Consider the following 21,417-nt stretch of genomic DNA (forward strand, 5'->3'; position numbering starts at 1 on the left):
GGACGAGTAGAGAAACCTCCCCCATCACACATTGATCCAGGCCGCGCGGGAACGCCCACCAGCGCTCCCGCGCGGCGCCATATCCGAACCACTCCACGGAGGCCCTGCGGTGAACGAACTGCCGCAACAGCTGGCCAATGGACTCATCCTCGGCGCGATGTACGGACTCATCGCGATCGGCTACACGATGGTCTACGGCATCGTCCAGCTCATCAACTTCGCCCACGGCGAGATATTCATGGTCGGGGGCTTCGGGGCCCTCACCGTCTGGTTGGTACTCCCCGAAGGCTTCGCCCTCGGCGCCGCGATCCCCCTCATGATCCTCGCGGGCGTCATCGTCTCCGTCGCCGTCGCCACCGCGGCGGAACGCTTCGCCTACCGGCCACTGCGCACAGCGCCACGGCTGGCACCCCTCATCACCGCCATCGGCCTGTCCATCGTTCTCCAGCAGGCCGTGTGGATGTGGTACCCGGACGCGAAGAAGGACCAGCCCTTCCCGCAGTTCGAAGGCGGCCCCGTCGACATCCTGGGCGCCAACGTCCAGCGCGGCGACCTCTTCGTCCTGATCGCCGCCCCGCTGTGCATGCTCGCCCTCGGCCTGTTCGTCACCAAGACGCGCTCCGGCCGCGGTATGCAGGCCACCGCCCAGGACCCCGACACGGCGAAGCTGATGGGCATCAACACCGACCGCATCATCGTCATGGCGTTCGCCATCGGTGCCGCGTTCGCCGCCATCGCCGCGGTCGCCTACGGCCTGAAGAACGGTCAGGTCGGCTTCCGCATGGGCTTCCTGATGGGCCTCAAGGCCTTCACCGCCGCCGTGCTCGGCGGCATCGGCAACATCTACGGCGCCATGCTCGGCGGTGTGGTCCTCGGCGTCGCCGAGTCCCTCGCCACCGGCTACATCGGTGACATCCCCGGCATGGACCTCTTCGGCGGCGGCGCCTGGAAGGACGTATGGGCGTTCAGCCTGCTCATCCTCGTCCTGCTGTTCAGGCCACAGGGTCTGCTCGGCGAACGCGTCGCGGATCGGGCGTGATACCCATGACCACCGAGACCCCCATGGACAAGACCACCGACACCACCAAGGTGTCCACCGCTCCGGCCACCCCGATCATCCCGCTGCCGCACGCCGCGGCACGCGCGCTGACCGTCGCCGGCTCCGCCCTCGCCCTCGTCGGCACCTTCCTCGCGTGGACGTGGACCGACGAGTTCCCGGGCAACCTCACCGTCACCGGCTACCCCGGCGGCCTGCAGGTGCTCACGCTCGTGGGAGCCCTGCTCACGCTGCTGTTCGCCCTCTCCGGCTACGGCATCCGCGGCCTGGGCTGGCTCACCCCCGGCGGCAAGAACAGCCCCGTCCTGCTCGCCGCCCTCGGTGTGTTCGGCACCACGGGCTACGCCATGGGCGCGATCAGCCAGGAGCTCGGCGGCCTGGTCAACCTGGAGCCCGGCGCCTGGGTCTCCGGCATCGGCGCGCTCATCGCCGTGATCGGCGCCCTCGGCCTCCCGGTCGACCAGCCCTACGGCGCCCAGGACCCGACCCCGAACCTCTGGGGCCGGATCCGCCACTCCCTCAGCGCCCCCGAGCCCGGCCGCGCCAAGGACCTGCCCTCCTGGGCCGAGATCCTGATCATCGCCGCCGGCTTCGGCGTCGGCCTGTACGTCTTCGCGTACGGCATCGGCACCGAGTACTCCGAGTTGTTCATCGGCTTCCTGATCATCACGGCCTTCGGCTTCACCGCCGTCACCCGCGCCGGTCTCCTCAAGCGGCTCTCGGCACTCACCGCCAAGCACCGCAACGTGGCCATGGCGGCGGCCTTCGTGGCGGCGATCTGCTTCCCCTTCACCCAGACCAACGACCAGTTCGCCCTCATCGGCGCGAACATCCTGATCTTCGCCACGGTCGCTCTGGGCCTCAACGTCGTCGTCGGCCTCGCCGGCCTCCTCGACCTCGGATACGTCGCCTTCCTCGGCGTCGGCGCCTACGCCGCCGCCCTGGTCTCCGGCTCCCCGCAGTCGAGCATCGGCGTCGAGTTCCCGTTCTGGGCAGCGGTCCTCACCGGTGCCGCCGCCTCGCTGATCTTCGGCGTGGTGATCGGTGCCCCCACCCTGCGACTGCGCGGCGACTACCTCGCCATCGTGACGCTCGGCTTCGGTGAGATCTTCCGCATCACCATGAACAACCTGAACGGCAACAGCGGACCGGACGTCACCAACGGCTCCAACGGCATCCCGAACATCCCGGACCTGGAGATCTTCGGGTTCAACCTCGGGCTGCCGCACGACGTCCTGGGCACCGAGCTCACCCGTTCCGGCAACTACTACCTGCTGATGCTGCTGTGCACGGCGATCGTCGTCCTGGTCTTCCGCCGCTCCGCGGAGTCCCGCATCGGCCGCGCCTGGGTCGCCATCCGCGAGGACGAGACCGCCGCCACCGCGATGGGCATCAACGGCTTCCGCCTGAAGCTCCTCGCCTTCGCGCTCGGCGCCTCCCTCGCCGGTCTCGCGGGTACGGTCCAGGCACACGTGTCGTACAGCGTCACCCCCGAGCAGTACCAGTTCGCCGGCTCCGTACCGCCGAACTCGGCCTTCCTGCTCGCCGCCGTCATCCTCGGCGGCATGGGCACCATCAGCGGCCCGCTGATCGGCGCCGCGCTGCTCTACCTCATCCCGGCCAAGCTCCAGTTCATGGCGGAGTACCAGCTGCTCCTCTTCGGCGTCGCGCTGATGCTGCTGATGCGCTTCCGCCCCGAGGGCCTGGTCGCCGACCGCAGGAAGCAGCTCGAATTCCACGAGACCGGACAGCTCGACGTACCGGAGGACAAGTCGCTGCCCGAGGGCGCGACCGGCGTCGCCAAGGCAGGGGCGTGACCGCCATGACCACCACCACGACAGCACCCACCAGCACCACGGTGCTCGACGCCAGCGGCGTCACCATGCGCTTCGGCGGCCTCACCGCCGTACGCGACGTGGACCTCACCGTGAACACCGGTGAGATCGTCGGCCTCATCGGCCCCAACGGCGCCGGCAAGACGACCTTCTTCAACTGCCTCACCGGCCTGTACGTGCCGACCGAGGGCAAGGTCGCCTACAAGGGCACCGTCCTGCCGCCCAAGCCTCACCTGGTCACCCAGGCCGGCATCGCCCGTACGTTCCAGAACATCCGGCTCTTCGCCAACATGACCGTTCTGGAGAACGTGCTGGTCGGACGGCACACCCGCACCAAGGAAGGCCTCTGGTCGGCCCTCCTGCGCCTGCCCGGCTTCAAGAAGGCCGAGGAAGAGTCCCGCGCGCGGGCCATGGAGCTCCTGGAGTTCACCGGCCTCGCCGCCAAGGCCGACCACCTCGCCCGCAACCTGCCCTACGGCGAGCAGCGCAAGCTGGAGATCGCCCGGGCGCTCGCGAGCGAGCCCGGTCTGCTCCTCCTCGACGAGCCGACCGCCGGTATGAACCCGCAGGAGACCCGGGCGGCCGAGGAGCTGATCTTCGCCATCCGGGACAAGGGCATCGCCGTCCTCGTCATCGAGCACGACATCCGGTTCATCATGAACCTCTGCGACCGGGTCGCCGTGCTGGTCCAGGGCGAGAAGATCGTCGAGGGCCCCGCCGAGGTCGTCCAGGCCGACGAGCGCGTCATCGCCGCCTACCTCGGCACGCCCTTCGAGGGCGCGCCGGGCGAGGCGGAAGCCGCCGAAGTCGAGGCTGCGGAGGCCGACGCGCAGAGCACCACGGAAGGGGACGACAAGTGACCGCACTGCTCGAGGTCGAGGACCTCAGGGTCGCTTACGGCAAGATCGAGGCCGTCAAGGGCATCTCGTTCAAGGTGAACGCGGGCGAGGTCGTCACCCTCATCGGCACCAACGGCGCCGGCAAGACCACCACCCTGCGGACCCTGTCGGGTCTCCTCCAGCCGCTGTCCGGCGAGATCAAGTTCGACGGCAAGTCGCTGAAGAAGATCCCCGCCCACAAGGTCGTCTCGCTGGGGCTCGCCCACTCCCCCGAGGGGCGGCACATCTTCCCGCGCATGACGATCGAGGACAACCTCCGCCTCGGCGCCTTCCTCCGCAACGACAAGGAAGGCATCGAGAAGGACATCCAGCGCGCATACGACCTCTTCCCCATCCTCGGAGAGCGCCGCAAGCAGGCCGCGGGCACCCTCTCCGGCGGTGAGCAGCAGATGCTCGCCATGGGACGGGCGCTGATGTCCCGGCCGAAGCTGCTCATGCTCGACGAGCCCTCCATGGGCCTCTCCCCGATCATGATGCAGAAGATCATGTCAACCATCCAGGAGCTGAAGTCCCAGGGCACCACCATCCTGCTCATCGAGCAGAACGCCCAGGCCGCGCTCTCCCTGGCCGACCACGGCCATGTCATGGAGGTCGGCAAGATCGTCCTCTCCGGCACCGGGCAGGACCTGCTGCACGACGAGTCGGTGCGCAAGGCGTACCTCGGCGAGGACTGACCCCGCACACACACGGTGAGGCCCGCGTCCCCTTCCGGGGGCGCGGGCCTCACTCATGCGCTGCTGGGCGTCAGCCCTTGGCCGCCTTCTTCTCCTCGGCGTCCTGGATGACGGCCTCGGCCACCTGCTGCATCGACATCCGGCGGTCCATGGAGGTCTTCTGGATCCACCGGAACGCGGCGGGCTCGGTCAGCCCGTACTCGGTCTGGAGGACGGACTTCGCCCGGTCGACCAGCTTGCGCGTCTCCAGGCGCTGGCTGAGGTCGGCGACCTCCTTCTCCAGCTCCTTCAGCTCGGTGAACCGCGATACGGCCATCTCGATCGCCGGCACGACGTCGCTCTTGCTGAACGGCTTGACGAGGTACGCCATCGCACCGGCGTCACGGGCCCGCTCGACCAGGTCCCGCTGGGAGAACGCCGTCAGCATCAGGACCGGGGCGATGCTCTCCTCGGCGATCTTCTCCGCCGCCGAAATACCGTCCAGCTTCGGCATCTTCACATCGAGGATGACGAGGTCGGGCTTGTGCTCACGGGCCAGCTCGACGGCCTGCTCACCGTCACCGGCCTCGCCGACGACGGTGTACCCCTCTTCTTCGAGCATCTCTTTGAGATCGAGCCGGATCAGCGCCTCGTCCTCGGCAATGACGACACGGGTCGTCAGCGGAGGCACGTGCGACTTGTCGTCGTCGGGCGCGTCTACGGGCTGGGGCGACTCGGGGGCGGTCACGGGGGCTCCTTGTTGCGGGCCGGGCAGTGCTGCTGCGTAAGCAGCCTACCTAGAGGCGGGGAGCTGCGATGACCCGGTACACTCTCTGGCAGCTCACCAGCTTGCCCGGTTGGAGGAACTGGTCAGACTCGCGGCACTCAAAATGCCGTGCCCTTTGGGCATGTGGGTTCGAATCCCACACCGGGCACCTTCAGGAAGAAGCGGATGCTCACGTTCTCGTGAACATCCGCTTTTTCGTGCCCACGGTTACGATCAGTGACGCAGAGTGTCCGCATGAACTTTCACGACACCCAGGTTCGACAGAAGGCGCTGACACTGCTGCGCAACGGCGCAAGGAACGCAGACGTCGCCCGTCAACTCAATGTTCCCGCCGGGACGATCGGCAAGTGGCTTCACTTGGACCGGTCGAAGCGGGGTGAGTGCCCTGGTAGGAAGCCTCCGAAATGCCCCCGATGTGACGACCGCCCCCTCGATCAAGCCGCCTACTCCTACCTGCTCGGCCTCTACCTTGGGGACGGCTACATCGTCCAGTGGTCCGGAAGCAGAACCCCAAGCCTCGTCATCACCTGCGACAACGCTTGGCCCGGCCTGATGGACAAGTGCGAGCAAGCCATGCGCGCGGTCTTCCCCAACAACGCCGTGTGCCGTTCGCCCAAGGAGGGCTGCCACGACGTGAAGCTCTCCTCCAACCACCTGCGCTGTATGTTCCCCCAGCACGGCCACGGCAAGAAGCACGAGCGTGCCATCACTCTCGAGCCCTGGCAGCAGGCGATCGTCAACGCCCACCCCTGGGAGTTCATCCGCAGCCTCATCCACTCCGACGGCTGCCGCATCACCAACTGGGCGACTCGCCTCGTTGCGGGTGAGCGGAAGCGCTATGAGTACCCCAGGTACTTCTTCACCAACCTGTCGGGCGACATCATCCGCCTCTTCACCGAGACCCTGAACCACGTTGGCGTCGATTGGCGGCATGCGAACCCACGCAACATCTCCATCGCCCGCAAAGCCTCCGTAGCCCTCATGGACACCCACGTAGGCCCCAAGCACTGACGCACCACAAAGGGCCCCTCCTCAAGAGGGGCCCTCCGCCTGCTACTTGGGACTGTCGTCCTCCCCGATGTGATGCACCCGCACCATGTTCGTCGAGCCCGACACCCCAGGCGGCGAGCCCGCCGTGATGACGACCGTGTCGCCCTTCTTGCAGCGGCCGTACTTCAGAAGCAGCTCGTCCACCTGGTCGACCATCGCGTCCGTCGAGTTCACGTGCGGCCCGAGGAACGTCTCCACTCCCCACGTCAGATTCAGCTGCGACCGCGTCGCCGGCTCCGGCGTGAACGCCAGCAGCGGGATCGGGGAGCGGTAGCGGGAGAGGCGGCGGGCGGTGTCGCCGGACTGGGTGAAGGCGACGAGGAACCGGGCGCCCAGGAAGTCGCCGATCTCGGCCGCCGCGCGGGCCACCGCGCCGCCCTGGGTGCGGGGCTTGTTGCGCTCCGTCAGGGGCGGGAGGCCCTTCGCCAGGAGGTCTTCCTCGGCCGCCTCGACGATCTTCGCCATCGTCCGGACCGTCTCGATGGGGTACTTGCCGACGCTGGTCTCGCCGGACAGCATCACCGCGTCGGTGCCGTCGATGACCGCGTTGGCGACATCGCTCGCCTCCGCCCTCGTCGGGCGCGAGTTGTCGATCATCGAGTCGAGCATCTGCGTCGCCACGATCACCGGCTTGGCGTTGCGCTTCGCCAGCTTGATCGCGCGCTTCTGGACGATGGGCACCTGTTCCAGCGGCATTTCGACGCCGAGGTCCCCGCGCGCCACCATGATGCCGTCGAACGCGGCCACGATGTCGTCGATCGCCTCGACCGCCTGCGGCTTCTCCACCTTGGCGATGACGGGGAGGCGGCGGCCCTCCTCGTCCATGATCCTTTGCACGTCCTCGATGTCCCGGCCGCTCCTCACGAACGACAGCGCGATGACGTCGAAGCCGGTGCGCAGCGCCCAGCGCAGGTCCGCCTCGTCCTTCTCGGAGAGGGCGGGGACGGAGACCGCGACGCCCGGCAGGTTCAGGCCCTTGTTGTCGGAGACCATGCCGCCCTCGACCACGGTGGTGTGGACGCGCGGGCCGTCGACCGACGTGACCTCCAGGCAGACCTTGCCGTCGTCGACGAGGACGCGTTCGCCCGGGGTGACGTCACCGGCGAGGCCGGTGTACGTGGTTCCGCAGGTCTCCCGGTCGCCCTGGACTCCCTCTTCGACGCTGATGGTGAAGGTGTCCCCGCGTTCAAGGAGTACGGGTCCTTCGGTGAAGCGGCCGAGGCGGATCTTCGGGCCTTGAAGGTCGGCGAGGACGCCGACGCTGCGGCCGGTCTCGTCGGAGGCCTTCCGGACGTGCTGGTAGCGCTCCTCGTGGTCGGCGTAACTGCCGTGGCTGAGGTTGAATCGGGCGACGTCCATTCCGGCGTCGACCAGTGCCTTTATCTGGTCGTACGAGTCGGTGGCAGGACCCAGGGTGCAGACGATTTTCGCTCGGCGCATGTTTCGACTCTATGACTTACCGGCGGGTAGAGAATTGGCCGGGCGTGACCACCCAACAACCTTTACATGAAGGGTTATTGACAAGTGTTGAATTGTGCGGCGGGATGCTCCGATGAGCGTTCGAAGCATCCCCCGAAGTATTCCGCCGGGGCGGTTCACAGCTGCGGCGGCGTCATGGTGAAGCGCGCGTTCACTTGGGCGTAGACGTGCTGCCGCTGGGGTTCGAGGTCGAGGGGGGCGGCCGCGGCGTCCTCCGCTGCTCCGTACGCCATGGAGCGTATACGGCCCGCGGGGGCGGGTGCGACGGGCTGGGGGTTCTCCGCGCCGATGTCGGCGAGTTCGACCAGGGCGGCGAGCGAGGCACCGAGCGCCTCCGCGTACTCCCGCGCCCGCTGGACCGCTTCCCGCACCGCCTGCTGCCGGGCCTCCCGGTAGGCCGGTGAGTCGGGGCGCAGGGCCCACCACGGGCCGTCCACCCGGGTGAGGTCCAAGTCGGCAAGCCGCGTGGTGAGTTCGCCGAGGGCGGTGAAGTCGGTGAGCTCGGCCGTGACGTGGACGCGGCCGTGATAGGCGTGGATCCGCTCGCCGCGGCCCTTCTCCTTCAGTTCCGGGGTGATGGAGAAGGAGCCGGTCTCCAGACGCTCCACCGCGTCGCCGTACGTCTTGATGAGGTCCAGGACGGTGGCGTTGCGGCGGGTGAGGTCGTCGAGGGCGGCGCGGCGGTCCTTGCCGCGGGCGGCGACGGCGACGCCGATGCGGGCGATCTCGGGATCGACCTCCAGGTGGGCCTCGCCGCGGACGGCGATGCGCGGAGCGGTGGGGGTGCCGTAGGGCACCGGGGGCTGAAGTTCCTCTGAGGGGGCGGTCATACGTCCCACTCTGTCATCGCTTGCTGGGTTACGGACCGGGCAGGTCATCAGATCGCAACCTGCGGGGTCTGTTGCCACTCGCCATGACCAGGTCAGAATCTACGCGCGTCAGAATCTACGCGCGTTGTTGACCATCCCCGGGGAGAACCACTCATGCCGTTGAACCGCCGGAAGTTCCTGAAGAAGTCCGCCGTCACCGGAGCGGGGGTGGCGATCGCCGGCGCGGCGGCGGCTCCGGCGGCGCAGGCCGCGGAGGCGACCACGGCGGCGACGGCGAAGAAGCCCGCGAAGCGGTACTCGCTGACGGTGATGGGCACGACCGATCTGCACGGCAACATCTTCAACTGGGACTACTTCAAGGACGCGGAGTACTCGGACGCCAAGGGCAACGCGAAGGGTCTGGCGCGCGTCTCGACGCTGGTGAGCCAGGTCCGCGCCGAGAAGGGCCGCTGCAACACGCTGCTCATCGACGCGGGCGACACGATCCAGGGCACCCCGCTGACGTACTACTACGCGAAGGTCGACCCGATCACCGCTCAGGGCGGTCCGATCCACCCGATGGCGGCGGCGATGAACGCGATCGGGTACGACGCGGTGGCCCTCGGCAACCACGAGTTCAACTACGGCATCGAGACGCTGCGCAAGTTCGAGGAGCAGTGCGACTTCCCGCTGCTGGGTGCGAACGCGCTGGACGCCAAGACGCTGAAGCCCGCCTTCCCGCCGTACTTCATCAAGAAGTTCCGTGTGCCCGGAGCCCCGCCGGTGAAGGTCGCGGTGCTCGGTCTGACCAACCCGGGTATCGCGATCTGGGACAAGGCCTACGTCGAGGGCAAGATGGTGTTCCCGGGGCTGGAGGAGCAGGCCGCGAAGTGGGTGCCGAAGCTGCGCTCGATGGGTGCGGACGTCGTGGTCGTGTCGGCGCACTCCGGTTCGTCCGGCACGTCGTCGTACGGTGACCAGCTGCCGTACATCGAGAACTCGTCGGCGCTGGTGGCCCAGAAGGTGCCGGGCATCGACGCGATCCTGGTCGGGCACGCGCACACGGAGATCGCGGAGCTGCTGGTCACGAACGAGAAGACGGGCAGGACGGTCGTGCTGTCGGAACCGCTGTGCTACGCGCAGCGACTGACTCTGTTCGACTTCGAGCTGGTCTTCGAAAAGGGCCGTTGGACGGTCGAGTCGGTGAAGGCGACGGTGCGCGACTCCAAGACGGTCGCGGACGACCCGAAGATCACCAAGCTGCTGAAGGACGACCACGACATCGTCGTGGAGTACGTCAACCAGGTCGTCGGCACGGCCACCGAGACGCTGACGACGGTCGAGGCGCGCTACAAGGACGCCCCGATCATCGACCTGATCACCAAGGTCCAGGAGGACGTGGTCAAGGCGGCGCTGGCGAGCACGCAGTACGCCTCGCTGCCCGTCATCGCGCAGGCCTCTCCCTTCTCCCGCACCTCGGAGATCCCGGCCGGGGACGTGACGATCCGGGATCTGTCGAGCCTGTACGTGTACGACAACACGCTGGTCGCGAAGCTGATGACGGGCGCGCAGATCAAGGCGTACCTGGAGTACTCCGCGGAGTACTTCGTGCAGACGGCGCCGGACGCCGCGGTCGACGTCGAGAAGCTGACGAACGCGAACAACCGCCCCGACTACAACTACGACTACGTGTCGGGGCTGTCGTACGAGATCGACATCGCCCAGGCGGCCGGTTCGCGGATCAAGAACCTGTCCTACAACGGTGCCGCGCTGGACGACGCCCAGCAGTTCGTGTTCGCCGTGAACAACTACCGGGCCAACGGCGGCGGCGCGTTCCCGCATGTGGCGTCGGCACAGGAGCTGTGGTCGGAGTCGACGGAGATCCGCACCCGGATCGCGGAGTGGGTGACCGCGAAGGGTGTGCTGGACCCCAAGGAGTTCGCGTCGGTGGACTGGAAGCTCACGCGGAACGGTACGCCGGTGTTCTAGGCCCGTAGGGGTTCTGGGGCCGTAGGGGTTCTGGGGCCCGTAGGGGTGCTTGTGGGGAGCCTCAGATCCCGTCCATGAGGGGTGTCAGTACCTTCGGCCGGCGCGCGGACGGAATCCGGGGCTCCTTCTGTTGCAGGCCGAAGGTGGTGAAGGCCGTGCGGGTGGGCAGGCGGTAAGTCTGCTCGCCGGTGAGGGAGTTGAGGATGCCCGCGCTGCGCCAGGCCGCGAGGCCGAGGTCGGGGGTGCCGATGCCGTGGGTGTGGCGTTCGGCGTTCTGGACGTAGACGTGGCACCCGGAGCCGGTGACCGAGGGGTCCATGACCAGGCGGTACTGGTCGTCGACGCGGGGGCGTTCCTGGCTGTCCCGGCGCAGGTAGGGGTCGAGGCCGGCGAGCAGGCAGTCGAGGGACCGTTCGCGGTAGCCGGTGGCCAGGACGACCGCGTCCGTGGTCAGGCGTGAGCGGGTGTTCTGCTGGATGTGCTCCAGGTGGAGCTCGACCTTGGTGGTGGCGATACGGCCCGCCGTGCGCACCAGGACGCCGGGGGTGATGACGGTGTCGGGCCAGCCGCCGTGCAGGGTGCGGCGGTAGAGCTCGTCGTGGATCGCGGCCAGGGTGTCGGCGTCGATGCCCTTGTGGAGCTGCCACTGCGATGCGCCGAGCCGGTCGCGGACCGGTTCGGCGAGGGCGTGGAAGTAGCGGGTGTAGTCGGGGGTGAAGTGCTCCAGGCCGAGCTTGGAGTACTCCATGGGCGCGAACGCCTCGGTCCGGCCGAGCCAGTGGAGCCGCTCGCGGCCGACGGGGCGGCTGCGGAGCAGGTCCAGGAAGACCTCGGCGCCGGACTGTCCCGACCCGATGACGGTGATGTGCTCGGCGGCGAGCAGTCTCTCGCGGTGGTCGAGGTAGTCGGCGGCGTGGATGACGGGGACGGCGGGTGCGTCGACGAGCGGTCTGAGCGGGTCGGGGACGTACGGCTCGGTGCCGATGCCCAGCACGACGTTCCGGGTGTACGTACGGCCGAGCGCCTCGCCCTCACCGTCCGGGCCGAGCTGGGTGAAGTCGACCTCGAAGACGTCGCGTTCGGGGTTGAAGCGGACGGCGTCGACCTGGTGGCCGAAGCGCAGTGCGGGGAGGTTCTCGCAGACCCAGCGGCAGTAGGCGTCGTACTCGGCGCGCTGGATGTGGAAGCGCTCGGCGAAGTAGAAGGGGAAGAGCCGGTCGCGGGCCTTGAGGTAGTTCAGGAAGGACCAGGGGCTGGCGGGGTCGGCGAGCGTCACCAGGTCGGCGAGGAAGGGGACCTGGATGCGGGAGCCGTCGATGAGCAGGCCGGGGTGCCAGGAGAAGGCGGGGCGCCGCTCGTAGAAGACGGCGTCGAGGCCGACGAGGGGCTGGGCGAGGGCGGCGAGGGAGAGGTTGAAGGGGCCGATGCCGATGCCGACGAGGTCGCGGGGGGTGTCGGGGTCGTGCTGTGGGGGTTTGGGGTGCACGTCGGCCAGTGGGTTGGGCTGCATGCCGGCCGGCTGGTTGAGGTGCATATCGGCAGGGGGGTTCGACTGCGGACTCATCCGGGGGTGTTTCCTTCCACCAGTTTCAGGAGGGCGGCCAGGTCGTCCGGGCGCGTGCGGGGGTTGAGGAGGGTCGCCTTCAGCCACAGGCGCCCGTCTATGCGGGCCCGGCCGAGGACGGCGCGGCCGTCGGTGAGGAGCCTGCGGCGTACGGCGGCGACGGTGTCGTCGGTCGCGTGTGCGGGCCGGAACAGGACCGTGCTGAGGGTGGGCCGGTCGTAGAGCTCGAAGCCGGGGTGGTCGTTGACGAGGGCGGCGAACTCGCGGGCGTTGTCGCAGACTTGCTCGACCAGTCGGCCGAGGCCGGTGCGGCCGAGGGTCTTGAGGGTGACGGCGATCTTCAGGGCGTCGGGCCTGCGGCTGGTGCGCAGGGAGCGGCCGAGCAGGTCGGGCAGGCCCGCCTCGGTGTCGTCGTCGGCGTTGAGGTAGTCGGCGCGGTGGTGGAGCACGGCGAGGTCGGCCGGGTGCCGGACCGCGAGGAGTCCTGCGGCGACGGGCTGCCAGCCGAGTTTGTGCAGGTCCAGCGTGACGGTGTGGGCGGCTTCCAGGCCGGTGAGGCGGTCGCGGTAGCGGTCGCTGAAGAGGAGCGCTCCGCCGTAGGCGGCGTCGATGTGGAGCCGGGCGCCGTGGGTGGCGCACAGGGCGGCGATCTCGGGGAGGGGGTCGATGAGGCCGGCGTCGGTGGTGCCGGCGGTGGCGGCGACCAGGAGGGAGCCTCGTGGGCCGGGCAGGTCGGTGAGGGCCTCGTCGAGGGCGGCGGGGTCGAGGGTGCCGGCCGGGGCGGGGACGACGACGGGCTCCGGCAGACCCAGCAGCCATGCGGCGCGGGGCAGCGAGTGATGGGCGTTCGCGCCGTGTACGAGTCGGATGCCGGTGCCGTGGGCTTCTCGGGCGAGGAGGAGGGCGAGGTGGTTGGATTCGGTGCCGCCGGTGGTGACGAGGGCGTCCGGCTGCGCGGTGGTTTTCTCGCCCCCGCCGCCCCTACCCGTCCCATCCTGAAGGGGCTCCGCCCCTTCGACCCCGCCAGGGGGCTCTTCCCCTTCCACCCCGCCAGGGGGCTCCGCCCCCTGGACCCCCGTCGGCCCCGAAAGGGCCTCGTCCTCGAACGCCGGACGGGCTGGAAAGACCTCCCTCGCCAGCGCCCCCGTCACCAACGCCTCCAGCTCCGATGCGCCCGGCGCCTGGTCCCAGGAGTCCAGCGACGGGTTGAGGGCGGAGGCCGCGAGGTCGGCTGCGGTGGCTGCGGCCAGGGGTGGGCAGTGGAGGTGGGCGGTGCAGAGGGGGTCCGCGGGGTCGGCGGTGGTCTCGGTGAGGGTGCGGACGACGGTGTGGAGGGCGTTCGGGTCACCCCGGTCCGGGAGGACGTCGCCGATCGCGGCCCGTACGCGCGCGGCGACCGCGTCCGGGCCGCCCGAGGGCAGGGGGCCTCCGCGGGCCCGGGTGCCCTCGCTCAGCGCGTCGAGCACGGTGTCGAGCAACGGCCGTAGGGCGTGGGGTCCTTCGGGGCCTGAAGCGAGCGACGACGGCGTGCTCATCCTGTCCTCCCGGGCGCTGGGGCAAGAGGGACTTCCAGCTTGTACCCGGATGCGTGATGACGCCCGAAAAGCCCAACGATCGGAACCCGAAAGGGGGTACTTGCGTGCGGGGAAAGCGTGTCGGGGCGGCGCGCGGAGGATGGCGGGGTAGGGGCCGCCGCATCCGTCAGAGGATGCAGCGGCCCCTACCGCACAGCGACCAGTCCCCTATGCCACCGGGACCGGCCCCCTACGTCATTGCGACCAGCCCGCCTAGCCCTCGCGCACCCGCAACGCCCGTGCCAGGTCGTCGAGTTGGTCGACCAGCTTGCGTCGGAGCGCCGGGATCGGCTCGCCTTCGCGCAGGCACTCCTCGCCCAGCCGCAGGGTGTCGGTGTCGACGGCGTGCGCCGGGAAGGCGTAGCGGCCGGCGGCTTCGGCGATGGCGGGGCCCCTGCGGGCGGCGACGGCGACCGCGTCGGGGTAGTAGCGGGGCACGTACTGCCGTACGAGGTCGGCCTGTTCGGGCTGCCAGAAGCCCTGGGCGGTGGCGGTGAAGAGGTAGTTGGACAGGTCGGTGCTGTCGTCGGTGGCGAACATGGCGGCCCAGGCCTTCGCCTTGGCCTCCTCGTCGGGCAGCGCGGCCCGGCAGCGGGCGGCACCCTCCTGGCCGGTGGCGCTCGGGTCGCGGTCCAGCTCGGCAGCGATGGCGGCCTCGTCGACGGCGCCGAGGACGGCGAGCCGGCCGAGGACGCGCCAGCGCAGCTCGGGGTCGAGTTCGGGTCCGCCGGGCACGGTGCCGTCGGCGAGCCAGGCGGCGATGGTGTCGGGGTGGGCGGCGACGTCGATGAAGTGGCGTACGGCGATCAGGCGCAGGCCGGGGTTGTCGCCGTCCTCGGTGCGGCGGATGAGGTCGCGGCAGAGGGAGGAGAGGGTGGCCAGGGCGGCGGGGCGCTCCTGCGGGGTGAGGTAGCGGTCGGCGACCTGGACGGTGGCGAAGGCCAGGACGCCCTGGACGATGGCGAGGTCGGTCTCGTGCGGCAGGTGGGTGCGGGCCGTCTCCAGGTAGGCGGTGGCGGCCAGTTCGCCGTCGCGGACGGCGTCGCGCAGGGCGTTCCAGACGACCGCGCGGGTGAGCGGTTCGGGCAGTCCGGCGAGGCTCTTGCGGACGGTCTCGAAGGACTCGGGGTCGAAGCGCACCTTGGCGTAGGTCAGGTCGCCGTCGTTGAGCAGCAGCAGCGCCGGGCGCTTGCCGATGGGCTGCGGAGCCGGGTGCGGGACGTCGAGGTGGAGGCGGTCACGCAGGACGAGGTGGCCGTCGTTGTCGCCGAGGTCCAGGTCGTACAGGCCGACGGCGACGCGGTGGGGGCGGCTGCCGACGCGGTCGACGGTGAGGCTGTACGTGCCGTTCTCGCCGGGGGTGACGGCCGGGGTGAGGGTGTCGACGCCGGTGGTGCGCAGCCAGGTGTCGGCCCAGGCGTGGACGTCGCGTTCGGTGGCGGAGGCGAGGGAGTCGATGAAGTCGGCGAGGGTGGCGTTGGAGAACTTGTGGCGGGCGAAGTGGGTGTTGATGCCGGCGAGGAAGTCCTTCTCGCCGAGCCAGGCCACCAGCTGGCGCAGTGCGGAGGCGCCCTTGGCGTAGGAGATGCCGTCGAAGTTGAGCAGGGCCGTGGCGGTGTCGTGGACCGCTTCGGGGGCGACGGGGTGGGTGGAGGGGCGCTGGTCGGCGTCGTAGCCCCAGGCCTTGCGGGCGACGCCGAAGTCGGTCCAGGTGTCGCTGAAGCGGGTGGCTTCGGCGCAGGTCTGGTAGCCCATGTACTCGGCGAAGGACTCGTTCAGCCAGATGTCGTCCCACCAGCGCAGGGTGACCAGGTCGCCGAACCACATGTGGGCCATCTCGTGGGCGATGACCATGGCGCGGGTCTGGCGCTCGGTGTCGGTGACGGCGGAGCGGTAGACGAACTCGTCACGGAAGGTGACCAGTCCGGGGTTCTCCATGGCGCCGGCGTTGAACTCGGGGACGAACGCCTGGTCGTAGGAGTCGAAGGGGTACGGCTCGTCGAACTTCTCGTGGTAGCGGTCGAAGCACGCGCGCGTGACGTCGAGGAGTTCGTCGGCGTCCGTGTCGAGGTAGGGGGCGAGCGAGCGGCGGCAGTGCAGGCCGAAGGGCAGGCCGCGGTGTTCGGTGCGCACGGAGTGCCAGGGGCCGGCGGCGACGGCGACGAGGTAGGTGGAGATCAGCGGGGTGGGCGCGGCCTGCCAGCGGCCGTCACCGAGGTGTTCGGTGATGCCGTTGGCGAGGACGGTCCAGCCCTCGGGGGCCGTGACGGTGAGGTCGAAGACGGCCTTGAGGTCCGGCTGGTCGAAGGCGGCGAAGACGCGCTGGACGTCCTCCATGAACAGCTGGGTGTAGACGTAGGTCTCGCCGTCGGTGGGGTCGGTGAAGCGGTGCATGCCCTCGCCGGTGCGGGAGTAGCGCATGGCCGCCTCGACGCGCAGTTCGTGCTCGCCGGCGGTGAGGTTCTTCAGGGGCAGCCGGTTCTCGTCCAGGGTCTCCGGGTCGAGGGGGTGTCCGTCCAGCGTGACGGAGCGCAGCTCGGCCGGCTTGATCTCGACGAACGTGTCCGTGTCCGTGTGGTCCGCGCGCGTGGTGAACCGGATGACGGTGCGGGAGTCGAAGGTCTCGTCCCCGGTGGTCAGGTCGAGTTCGATCGTGTAGCGATGGACGTCGAGGAGCTGGGCACGGGTCTGCGCTTCGTCGCGCGTGAGTACGGACATGCAGGACATGCTGCCTGATGCCGCTGACAAGGCACAGGGGCGGATCGGTACGTGCGGTATGTCCGGTCCGGGGTTGCGGTCAGGTCCGGCCTACGGTCGGCGTCATCTCCGATCTGCGGTCGGCGTCATCTCCGGTCTGCGGGCCGGCGTCATCTCCGGTCGGTAGCCGGCGTCATGTCCGGTCGGTGATAGGCGTCATGTCCGGTCCGTGGTCGGCGTAACCGCCGGGCTGTCGCGCTGCGGCGGGACGCGGGCGTCGGGGTGGGGCAGGGCGGGGCGCGGTCCGGGATGCCCGGCTCCGGCGTCCTCGGCCCCGGGGTCGTCCTTGACGAGGGCGCGCAACTCGCGGATCTCGTGCTCCAGTGCGCGGTGGCGCCGGTAGGAGTCGTACAGGTAGCGGACCTTGGTGCGCAGCGACCAGGGGTCGATGGGCTTCAGGACCAGGTCGGCGACGCCGAGTCCGAACGCGGTGGACATCAGCTCCTGGTCCGCGCCGAAGCCGGTGAGCAGGATGACCGGTATGTGCTGGGTCTGTTCCACCCGCCGCATGTAGCGCACGACCTCCAGGCCGCTGACGCCGGGCATCCGGACGTCCAGGAGCAGCAGGCCGACCTGGCCGCGGAGCACCTGCTTGAGCGCCTCGTCTCCGCTGGTGGCACGGGCGAGCCGGTAGCCCAGCGGGGCCAGGGCGCTCTCCAGCGCGTACAGCGTGTCCTCGTGGTCGTCGACGATGAGGATCTTGGCATCCGACGGCATGGCCCGACGTCCCTCCCGCGTGGACATCCAGGGTATGTCCGGGGGCGCTGACGGGGAGTGCGTGTCAGCTGACTTGGAGTGCACAGCGCAGCATGCCCGGCGCGGGCCGCCGTGTCACTCCCTCGGGAGGGCCTGTCGGGGTGCTGTGGTCGCATTCGCGTCGTCCGTCCGCCCGGCCAGGCTGAATCCGGCGACGGGTCCGGCTCAGTTCGCCGTGGGCGCAACGCCGTTGATCGTGTCCTCGGCGATGCTCTCGTGGTGCCTGATCACTTCGGCGATGATGAAATTGAGGAACTTTTCCGCAAATGCAGGGTCCAGCTTGGCGTTCTCGGCGAGGGTGCGCAGGCGGGCGATCTGCCGGGCCTCGCGGGCCGGGTCGGCGGGCGGGAGCTGGTGCTTGGCCTTGAGGTGGCCGACCTGCTGGGTGCACTTGAAGCGCTCGGCGAGCATGTGGACGACGGCCGCGTCGATGTTGTCGATGCTGTCGCGCAGCCGGGCGAGCTCCTCACGGACGGCGGGGTCGACATCGCCGGGGGACGGATTGCTGGTGGTCATGAGGGCCCAGCCTACGGGGCCCCGTCATGTGGTCGTTCGTTCGATCACGGGTGGGTCGTCGGGGTCGGGGACCTGCTGGGACCAGCCGCCGGGGACGGTGCGGCCCTGCTGGGCGCGGAAGCGGACGGGGGCCATGCCGACGCGGCGGGTGAACAGGCGGGAGAAGTAGGCGGGGTCGTCGTAGCCGACGCGGCGGGCGACGGCGGCGACGGGCAGCTCGGTGGCGGCGAGGAGTTCCTTGGCGCGGCCCAGGCGGATGCCGAGCAGGTAGTCCTTGGGGCTGCACCCGGCGCCGCGGCGCACGGTGGTGCGCAGTTCGACGAGGGTCATGCCGTGCCGGGCGGCGTGGTCGGCGACCGTGAGGGGCAGGCACGCGTCGCGTGCCAGTGCCTTGAGGACCTGGTCGCCGTCGGGCGCGAGGTCGGCGCGGGCGCGGCGCAGGGCCACGAGGAGTTCGTGGACGGCGGCGCCGGTCTCGACCTCCAGCAGGGGGTTGTCGCGGCGGGCGGCGCGTGCCATGCGGCCGATGACGGCGCGGGGACCCGAGGCGTCCGACAGGGGCACGACCGGGCGGTCGGGTTCGATGTAGCCGAGTTCGGTGTACGTCGCCGTGGCGGGCCCGGCGAAGTCGACAAAGCCCTCGTCCCAGCCGGTGCCGGGGTCGGGCGCGTAGTGGTGCGGCACGCCCGGGGTCAGCCACAGCAGCGCGGGGGCGGTGACGGCCGTACGGCGGCCGCGGGGGTCGGCGTACCAGCCACCGCCCGTGCTGATCACGACGGCGACATGGTGGTCCAGGACCCTGGGTCCGACGGTGGGCAGGGCGCCGTACTGCAGGCCGACTCCGAGGCAGACCAGGCCGAGCCGGTGGTGGGCGGGGCCGGGCGTGAAGAACCGCATCCAGGTGTGGTACATCCGCGGTCCCCTCTGCGTCGCTTCGGTCCAAGCAGCGCCGATCTTTGTCCATGGACGTGATCACCGCCAGAGGTGAGGGTGGGGCGCATGAGCGAGTTCACGGTGGGGGACACGGATTTCCTGCAGGACGGGCGGCCGGTGCGGCTGCTGTCCGGCGCGCTGCACTACTTCCGGGTGCACGAGGCGCAGTGGGGACACCGGCTGGCGATGCTGCGGGCGATGGGCCTCAACTGCGTGGAGACGTACGTGCCGTGGAACCTGCACGGGCCGGCGCCGGGCCACCACCGGGACGTGCGGGCTCTGGGCCGGTTCCTCGACGCGGCCCGGGAGGCGGGGCTGTGGGCGATCGTGCGGCCGGGGCCGTACATCTGCGCCGAGTGGGAGAACGGCGGGCTGCCGTACTGGCTGACGGCCAGGTTCGGCACGCGCGTGCGGACGCGTGACGAGCAGTTCCTGCACCGTGTGCAGCGCTGGTACCACTACCTCCTGCGCGAGATCGTGCCCCGGCAGCTCGACCGCGGCGGCCCGGTGATCATGGTCCAGGTCGAGAACGAGTACGGCAGTTACGGTTCCGACGCGGCGTACCTGCGATGGCTGGCCGATCTGCTGCGGACCAAGGGCGTCACGGTCCCGCTGTTCACCTCGGACGGCCCCGAGGACCACATGCTCTCCGGCGGAACGATCCCCGGGGTCCTCGCCACGGTGAACTTCGGCTCCCACGCGCGCGTGGCCTTCGAGACGCTGCGCCGGCACCGCCCCGACGGTCCGCTGATGTGCATGGAGTTCTGGTGCGGCTGGTTCGACCACTGGGGCGGCGAGCACGTCGTACGGGATCCCGGGGACGCGGCGGCGGCCCTGCGGGAGATCCTGGAGTGCGGAGCCTCGGTCAACCTGTACATGGCGCACGGCGGCACCAGCTTCGGAGGCTGGGCGGGCGCCAACCGGGGCGGCGGCGCGCTGCACGACGGCCCGCTGGAGCCCGACGTGACGTCGTACGACTACGACGCCCCGATCGACGAGTACGGCCGCCCCACCGAGAAGTTCTGGGCCTTCCGCGAGGTCCTCGCCGAGTACGCCGACGGCCCGCTGCCCGAAGTCCCGCCCGCGCCCCCGTCGTTGGGAGCGACGGCCGAGGCGGTCCTGACCGACTGGGCGCCCCTGGGCGACGTACTGGAGACGCTGGGCGGCCCGGAGGTGTCCGCTCCCGTCCCGCCCACCTTCGAGGAACTGGGCGTCGAGCGCGGCCTGGTGCGGTACGAGGTGACGGTGCCGGGGCCGCGGCAGCCGTATCCGCTGACGGTGCGGGGGCTGCGGGATCTTGCCGTGGTGTACGTCGACGGGGAGCGGGCCGGGGTGGTCACCGAGGACGACGCCTGCCTCAAGGAGCCCGTCGCCGGGTACGCGCGCGTGGAGCTGTGGGTGGAGTCCCTGGGCCGGGTCAACTACGGGCCGCGGCTGGGCGAGGCCAAGGGGATCACCGGGGGCGTGCTGCACGAGCGGCAGTATCTGCACGACGTACGCGCGCGTGGGCTGCGGCTGGAGGCGCTGGACGACGTCCAGCGGGTCCGGGCGGTGCCGGCGCGGGAGCTTCCCGAGGACGGTGCCCCGGGGTTGTACCGGGGCACCGTCACGGTGCGGGGCGCCGGTGACGCCCGTCTGGAGCTGCCGGGCCTGACCCGCGGGTTCGTGTGGATCAACGGCTTCAATCTCGGCCGTTACTGGTCCGCGGGCCCACAGGGGTCGCTGTACGTCCCGGGGCCGGTGCTGCGGGAAGGGGTCAACGAGGTGTGGGTGCTGGAACTGGCGGAGACGGCTCGGGCCGGGTCCGGCGAGGCGGGTGCCCCGGTGCTCCGGGCCCTCTGACGCACGCAGATGCCCACCACTGAGGCACCACTGGTGCATCGGTGATGGACCACCGATGCACCAGCGAGTGCACTCCCTGATGCCCGCTTGCTGCGGCGGCTGCCTACAGGGCGTTCGCCGCGCGGGCTATGTCCTTCGCGAAGGTGCTGACCTCCGTGTAGACGCCGGGCACACCGGCGCGGGCGCAGCCGTCGCCCCAGCTGACTATGCCGACCTGGATCCACTTGTTCGCGTCGTCCTTGCGGAACATGGGGCCGCCGGAGTCGCCCTGGCAGGTGTCGATGCCGCCGCGTTGCCAGCCGGCGCACAGTTCCTCCTTCGACACCAGCCGGTTTCCGTAATGGCGCTTGCAGGTGCGGTCGGCGACGAAGGGAACGGTGGCCTTACGGAGCTTGGTCGTGCCCGTGCCGGCTCCCTCCTGGGTGTCGCCCCACCCGGCGATCGTGAACATGCCGCGGTTGTAGCGGTCCGTGGTGGCGATCTTCAGCGTCGGCTTGTCGATGGGCCGGGCGAGCTTGATCAGCGCCCAGTCCTTGCCGCTGCCGTCGTAGCCCGGGGCCACCTTGACCTTGGTCGACTTGACCTTGATCGCGGCGGAGGAGTTGAGGTCGTTGACACCAGCGGTGACGGTGATGCTGGTGTTGTTGCCGGAGCCGTCCATGCAGTGGGCGGCCGTCAGGACGACGTCCTTCTTGTAGAGCGCCCCGCCGCAGCCCATGGAGAGATGGACCATGAACGGGAACTCGGCCTGCGCGGCGGGCGTTCCACCGACGACGCGGGTCGACGCGCCGCTCGGGTTGGTACTGGTGGACGCGGCGTTCGCGCTGAGGGGCTGGAGGGAGGCGACCGCGAGGGCGACGGCACCGACAGCCGCGCCTCTCTTGGCCAGGGTCATGCCGCTTCTTTTCGGCGAGCTG

The 21,417-nt window shown here is 69.9% G+C and carries 17 protein-coding genes and 1 tRNA gene; 8 read left to right on the forward strand and 10 right to left on the reverse strand.

Annotated features, from left to right (window positions below; genetic code table 11):
* Positions 1-109 precede the first annotated feature (109 nt).
* Genes ACZ7L6_RS25985 through ACZ7L6_RS26000 form a run of 4 tightly spaced genes read left to right on the forward strand, consistent with a single transcriptional unit; the run spans position 110 to position 4,465 of the window.
* Positions 110-1,039 (forward strand): branched-chain amino acid ABC transporter permease, encoded by a 930-nt coding sequence (locus ACZ7L6_RS25985; protein ID WP_471927798.1) that lies wholly within the window; start codon positions 110-112, stop codon positions 1,037-1,039.
* A gap of 23 nt (positions 1,040-1,062) precedes the next feature.
* A complete protein-coding gene (locus ACZ7L6_RS25990; protein ID WP_471928115.1) occupies positions 1,063-2,874 on the forward strand; it encodes a branched-chain amino acid ABC transporter permease in 1,812 nt (603 codons plus the stop codon).
* Positions 2,875-2,879: 5 nt separating this feature from the next.
* Positions 2,880-3,752, forward strand: coding sequence for an ABC transporter ATP-binding protein (locus ACZ7L6_RS25995; RefSeq protein WP_471927800.1), 873 nt, complete (start codon positions 2,880-2,882; stop codon positions 3,750-3,752).
* Positions 3,749-4,465, forward strand: coding sequence for an ABC transporter ATP-binding protein (locus ACZ7L6_RS26000; protein WP_062142875.1), 717 nt, complete (start codon positions 3,749-3,751; stop codon positions 4,463-4,465). Before ACZ7L6_RS25995 ends, ACZ7L6_RS26000 begins: the two co-directional genes overlap by 4 nt.
* Before the next feature lie 70 nt (positions 4,466-4,535).
* Here the strand turns inward: ACZ7L6_RS26000 and ACZ7L6_RS26005 are convergent, their stop codons facing one another.
* Positions 4,536-5,192: an ANTAR domain-containing response regulator gene (locus ACZ7L6_RS26005; protein WP_471927802.1), complete on the reverse strand. Its 657-nt coding sequence runs from the start codon at positions 5,190-5,192 to the stop codon at positions 4,536-4,538.
* A gap of 103 nt (positions 5,193-5,295) precedes the next feature.
* On the opposite strand from ACZ7L6_RS26005, the gene ACZ7L6_RS26010 reads away from it, so the two are divergent.
* Together ACZ7L6_RS26010 and ACZ7L6_RS26015 are read left to right on the forward strand one after the other, a co-directional pair.
* Positions 5,296-5,379 (forward strand) — tRNA-Leu (locus tag ACZ7L6_RS26010).
* Positions 5,380-5,465: 86 nt separating this feature from the next.
* Positions 5,466-6,242, forward strand: coding sequence for a helix-turn-helix domain-containing protein (locus tag ACZ7L6_RS26015; protein WP_471927804.1), 777 nt, complete (start codon positions 5,466-5,468; stop codon positions 6,240-6,242).
* A 42-nt stretch (positions 6,243-6,284) separates the two neighbouring features.
* Here ACZ7L6_RS26015 and pyk read toward each other — a convergent pair whose 3' ends face one another.
* Entirely contained in the window at positions 6,285-7,721 is a 1,437-nt protein-coding gene (pyk, locus tag ACZ7L6_RS26020; RefSeq protein WP_471927806.1) for a pyruvate kinase, read from the reverse strand.
* A gap of 155 nt (positions 7,722-7,876) precedes the next feature.
* Positions 7,877-8,590, reverse strand: a complete 714-nt coding sequence (locus ACZ7L6_RS26025) for an SIMPL domain-containing protein (RefSeq protein WP_471927808.1) — start codon at positions 8,588-8,590, stop codon at positions 7,877-7,879.
* Between the two features lie 153 nt (positions 8,591-8,743).
* Here ACZ7L6_RS26025 and ACZ7L6_RS26030 point away from each other — a divergent pair, with 153 nt between their 5' ends.
* The gene (locus ACZ7L6_RS26030; protein ID WP_471927810.1) at positions 8,744-10,558 is read left to right on the forward strand and encodes a bifunctional metallophosphatase/5'-nucleotidase; all 1,815 of its coding nucleotides are present in this window, start codon (positions 8,744-8,746) and stop codon (positions 10,556-10,558) included.
* A gap of 61 nt (positions 10,559-10,619) precedes the next feature.
* On the opposite strand, the gene ACZ7L6_RS26035 is transcribed toward ACZ7L6_RS26030, so the two are convergent.
* From ACZ7L6_RS26035 to ACZ7L6_RS26060, 6 genes are all read right to left on the reverse strand, one after another.
* Complete coding sequence (locus ACZ7L6_RS26035) at positions 10,620-12,068, reverse strand: lysine N(6)-hydroxylase/L-ornithine N(5)-oxygenase family protein (protein ID WP_471928117.1); 1,449 nt, start codon at positions 12,066-12,068, stop codon at positions 10,620-10,622.
* A 50-nt stretch (positions 12,069-12,118) separates the two neighbouring features.
* The gene (locus ACZ7L6_RS26040) at positions 12,119-13,657 is read right to left on the reverse strand and encodes a pyridoxal phosphate-dependent decarboxylase family protein (protein ID WP_471927812.1); all 1,539 of its coding nucleotides are present in this window, start codon (positions 13,655-13,657) and stop codon (positions 12,119-12,121) included.
* A gap of 252 nt (positions 13,658-13,909) precedes the next feature.
* Positions 13,910-16,414 (reverse strand): aminopeptidase N, encoded by a 2,505-nt coding sequence (gene pepN / locus ACZ7L6_RS26045; RefSeq protein ID WP_471927814.1) that lies wholly within the window; start codon positions 16,412-16,414, stop codon positions 13,910-13,912.
* 195 nt (positions 16,415-16,609) lie between these two features.
* Entirely contained in the window at positions 16,610-17,170 is a 561-nt protein-coding gene (locus ACZ7L6_RS26050; RefSeq protein WP_471927816.1) for a response regulator, read from the reverse strand.
* 204 nt (positions 17,171-17,374) lie between these two features.
* The gene (locus ACZ7L6_RS26055) at positions 17,375-17,725 is read right to left on the reverse strand and encodes a chorismate mutase (protein ID WP_433038929.1); all 351 of its coding nucleotides are present in this window, start codon (positions 17,723-17,725) and stop codon (positions 17,375-17,377) included.
* 24 nt (positions 17,726-17,749) lie between these two features.
* Positions 17,750-18,637 (reverse strand): helix-turn-helix domain-containing protein, encoded by an 888-nt coding sequence (locus tag ACZ7L6_RS26060; RefSeq protein WP_471927818.1) that lies wholly within the window; start codon positions 18,635-18,637, stop codon positions 17,750-17,752.
* 87 nt (positions 18,638-18,724) lie between these two features.
* On the opposite strand from ACZ7L6_RS26060, the gene ACZ7L6_RS26065 reads away from it, so the two are divergent.
* Positions 18,725-20,500, forward strand: a complete 1,776-nt coding sequence (locus ACZ7L6_RS26065) for a glycoside hydrolase family 35 protein (protein WP_471927820.1) — start codon at positions 18,725-18,727, stop codon at positions 20,498-20,500.
* Between the two features lie 103 nt (positions 20,501-20,603).
* Here the strand turns inward: ACZ7L6_RS26065 and ACZ7L6_RS26070 are convergent, their stop codons facing one another.
* A complete protein-coding gene (locus ACZ7L6_RS26070; RefSeq protein ID WP_471927822.1) occupies positions 20,604-21,395 on the reverse strand; it encodes a S1 family peptidase in 792 nt (263 codons plus the stop codon).
* Between the last annotated feature and the right edge of the window lie 22 nt (positions 21,396-21,417).

This window comes from Streptomyces sp. NPDC107522 (assembly GCF_055657525.1).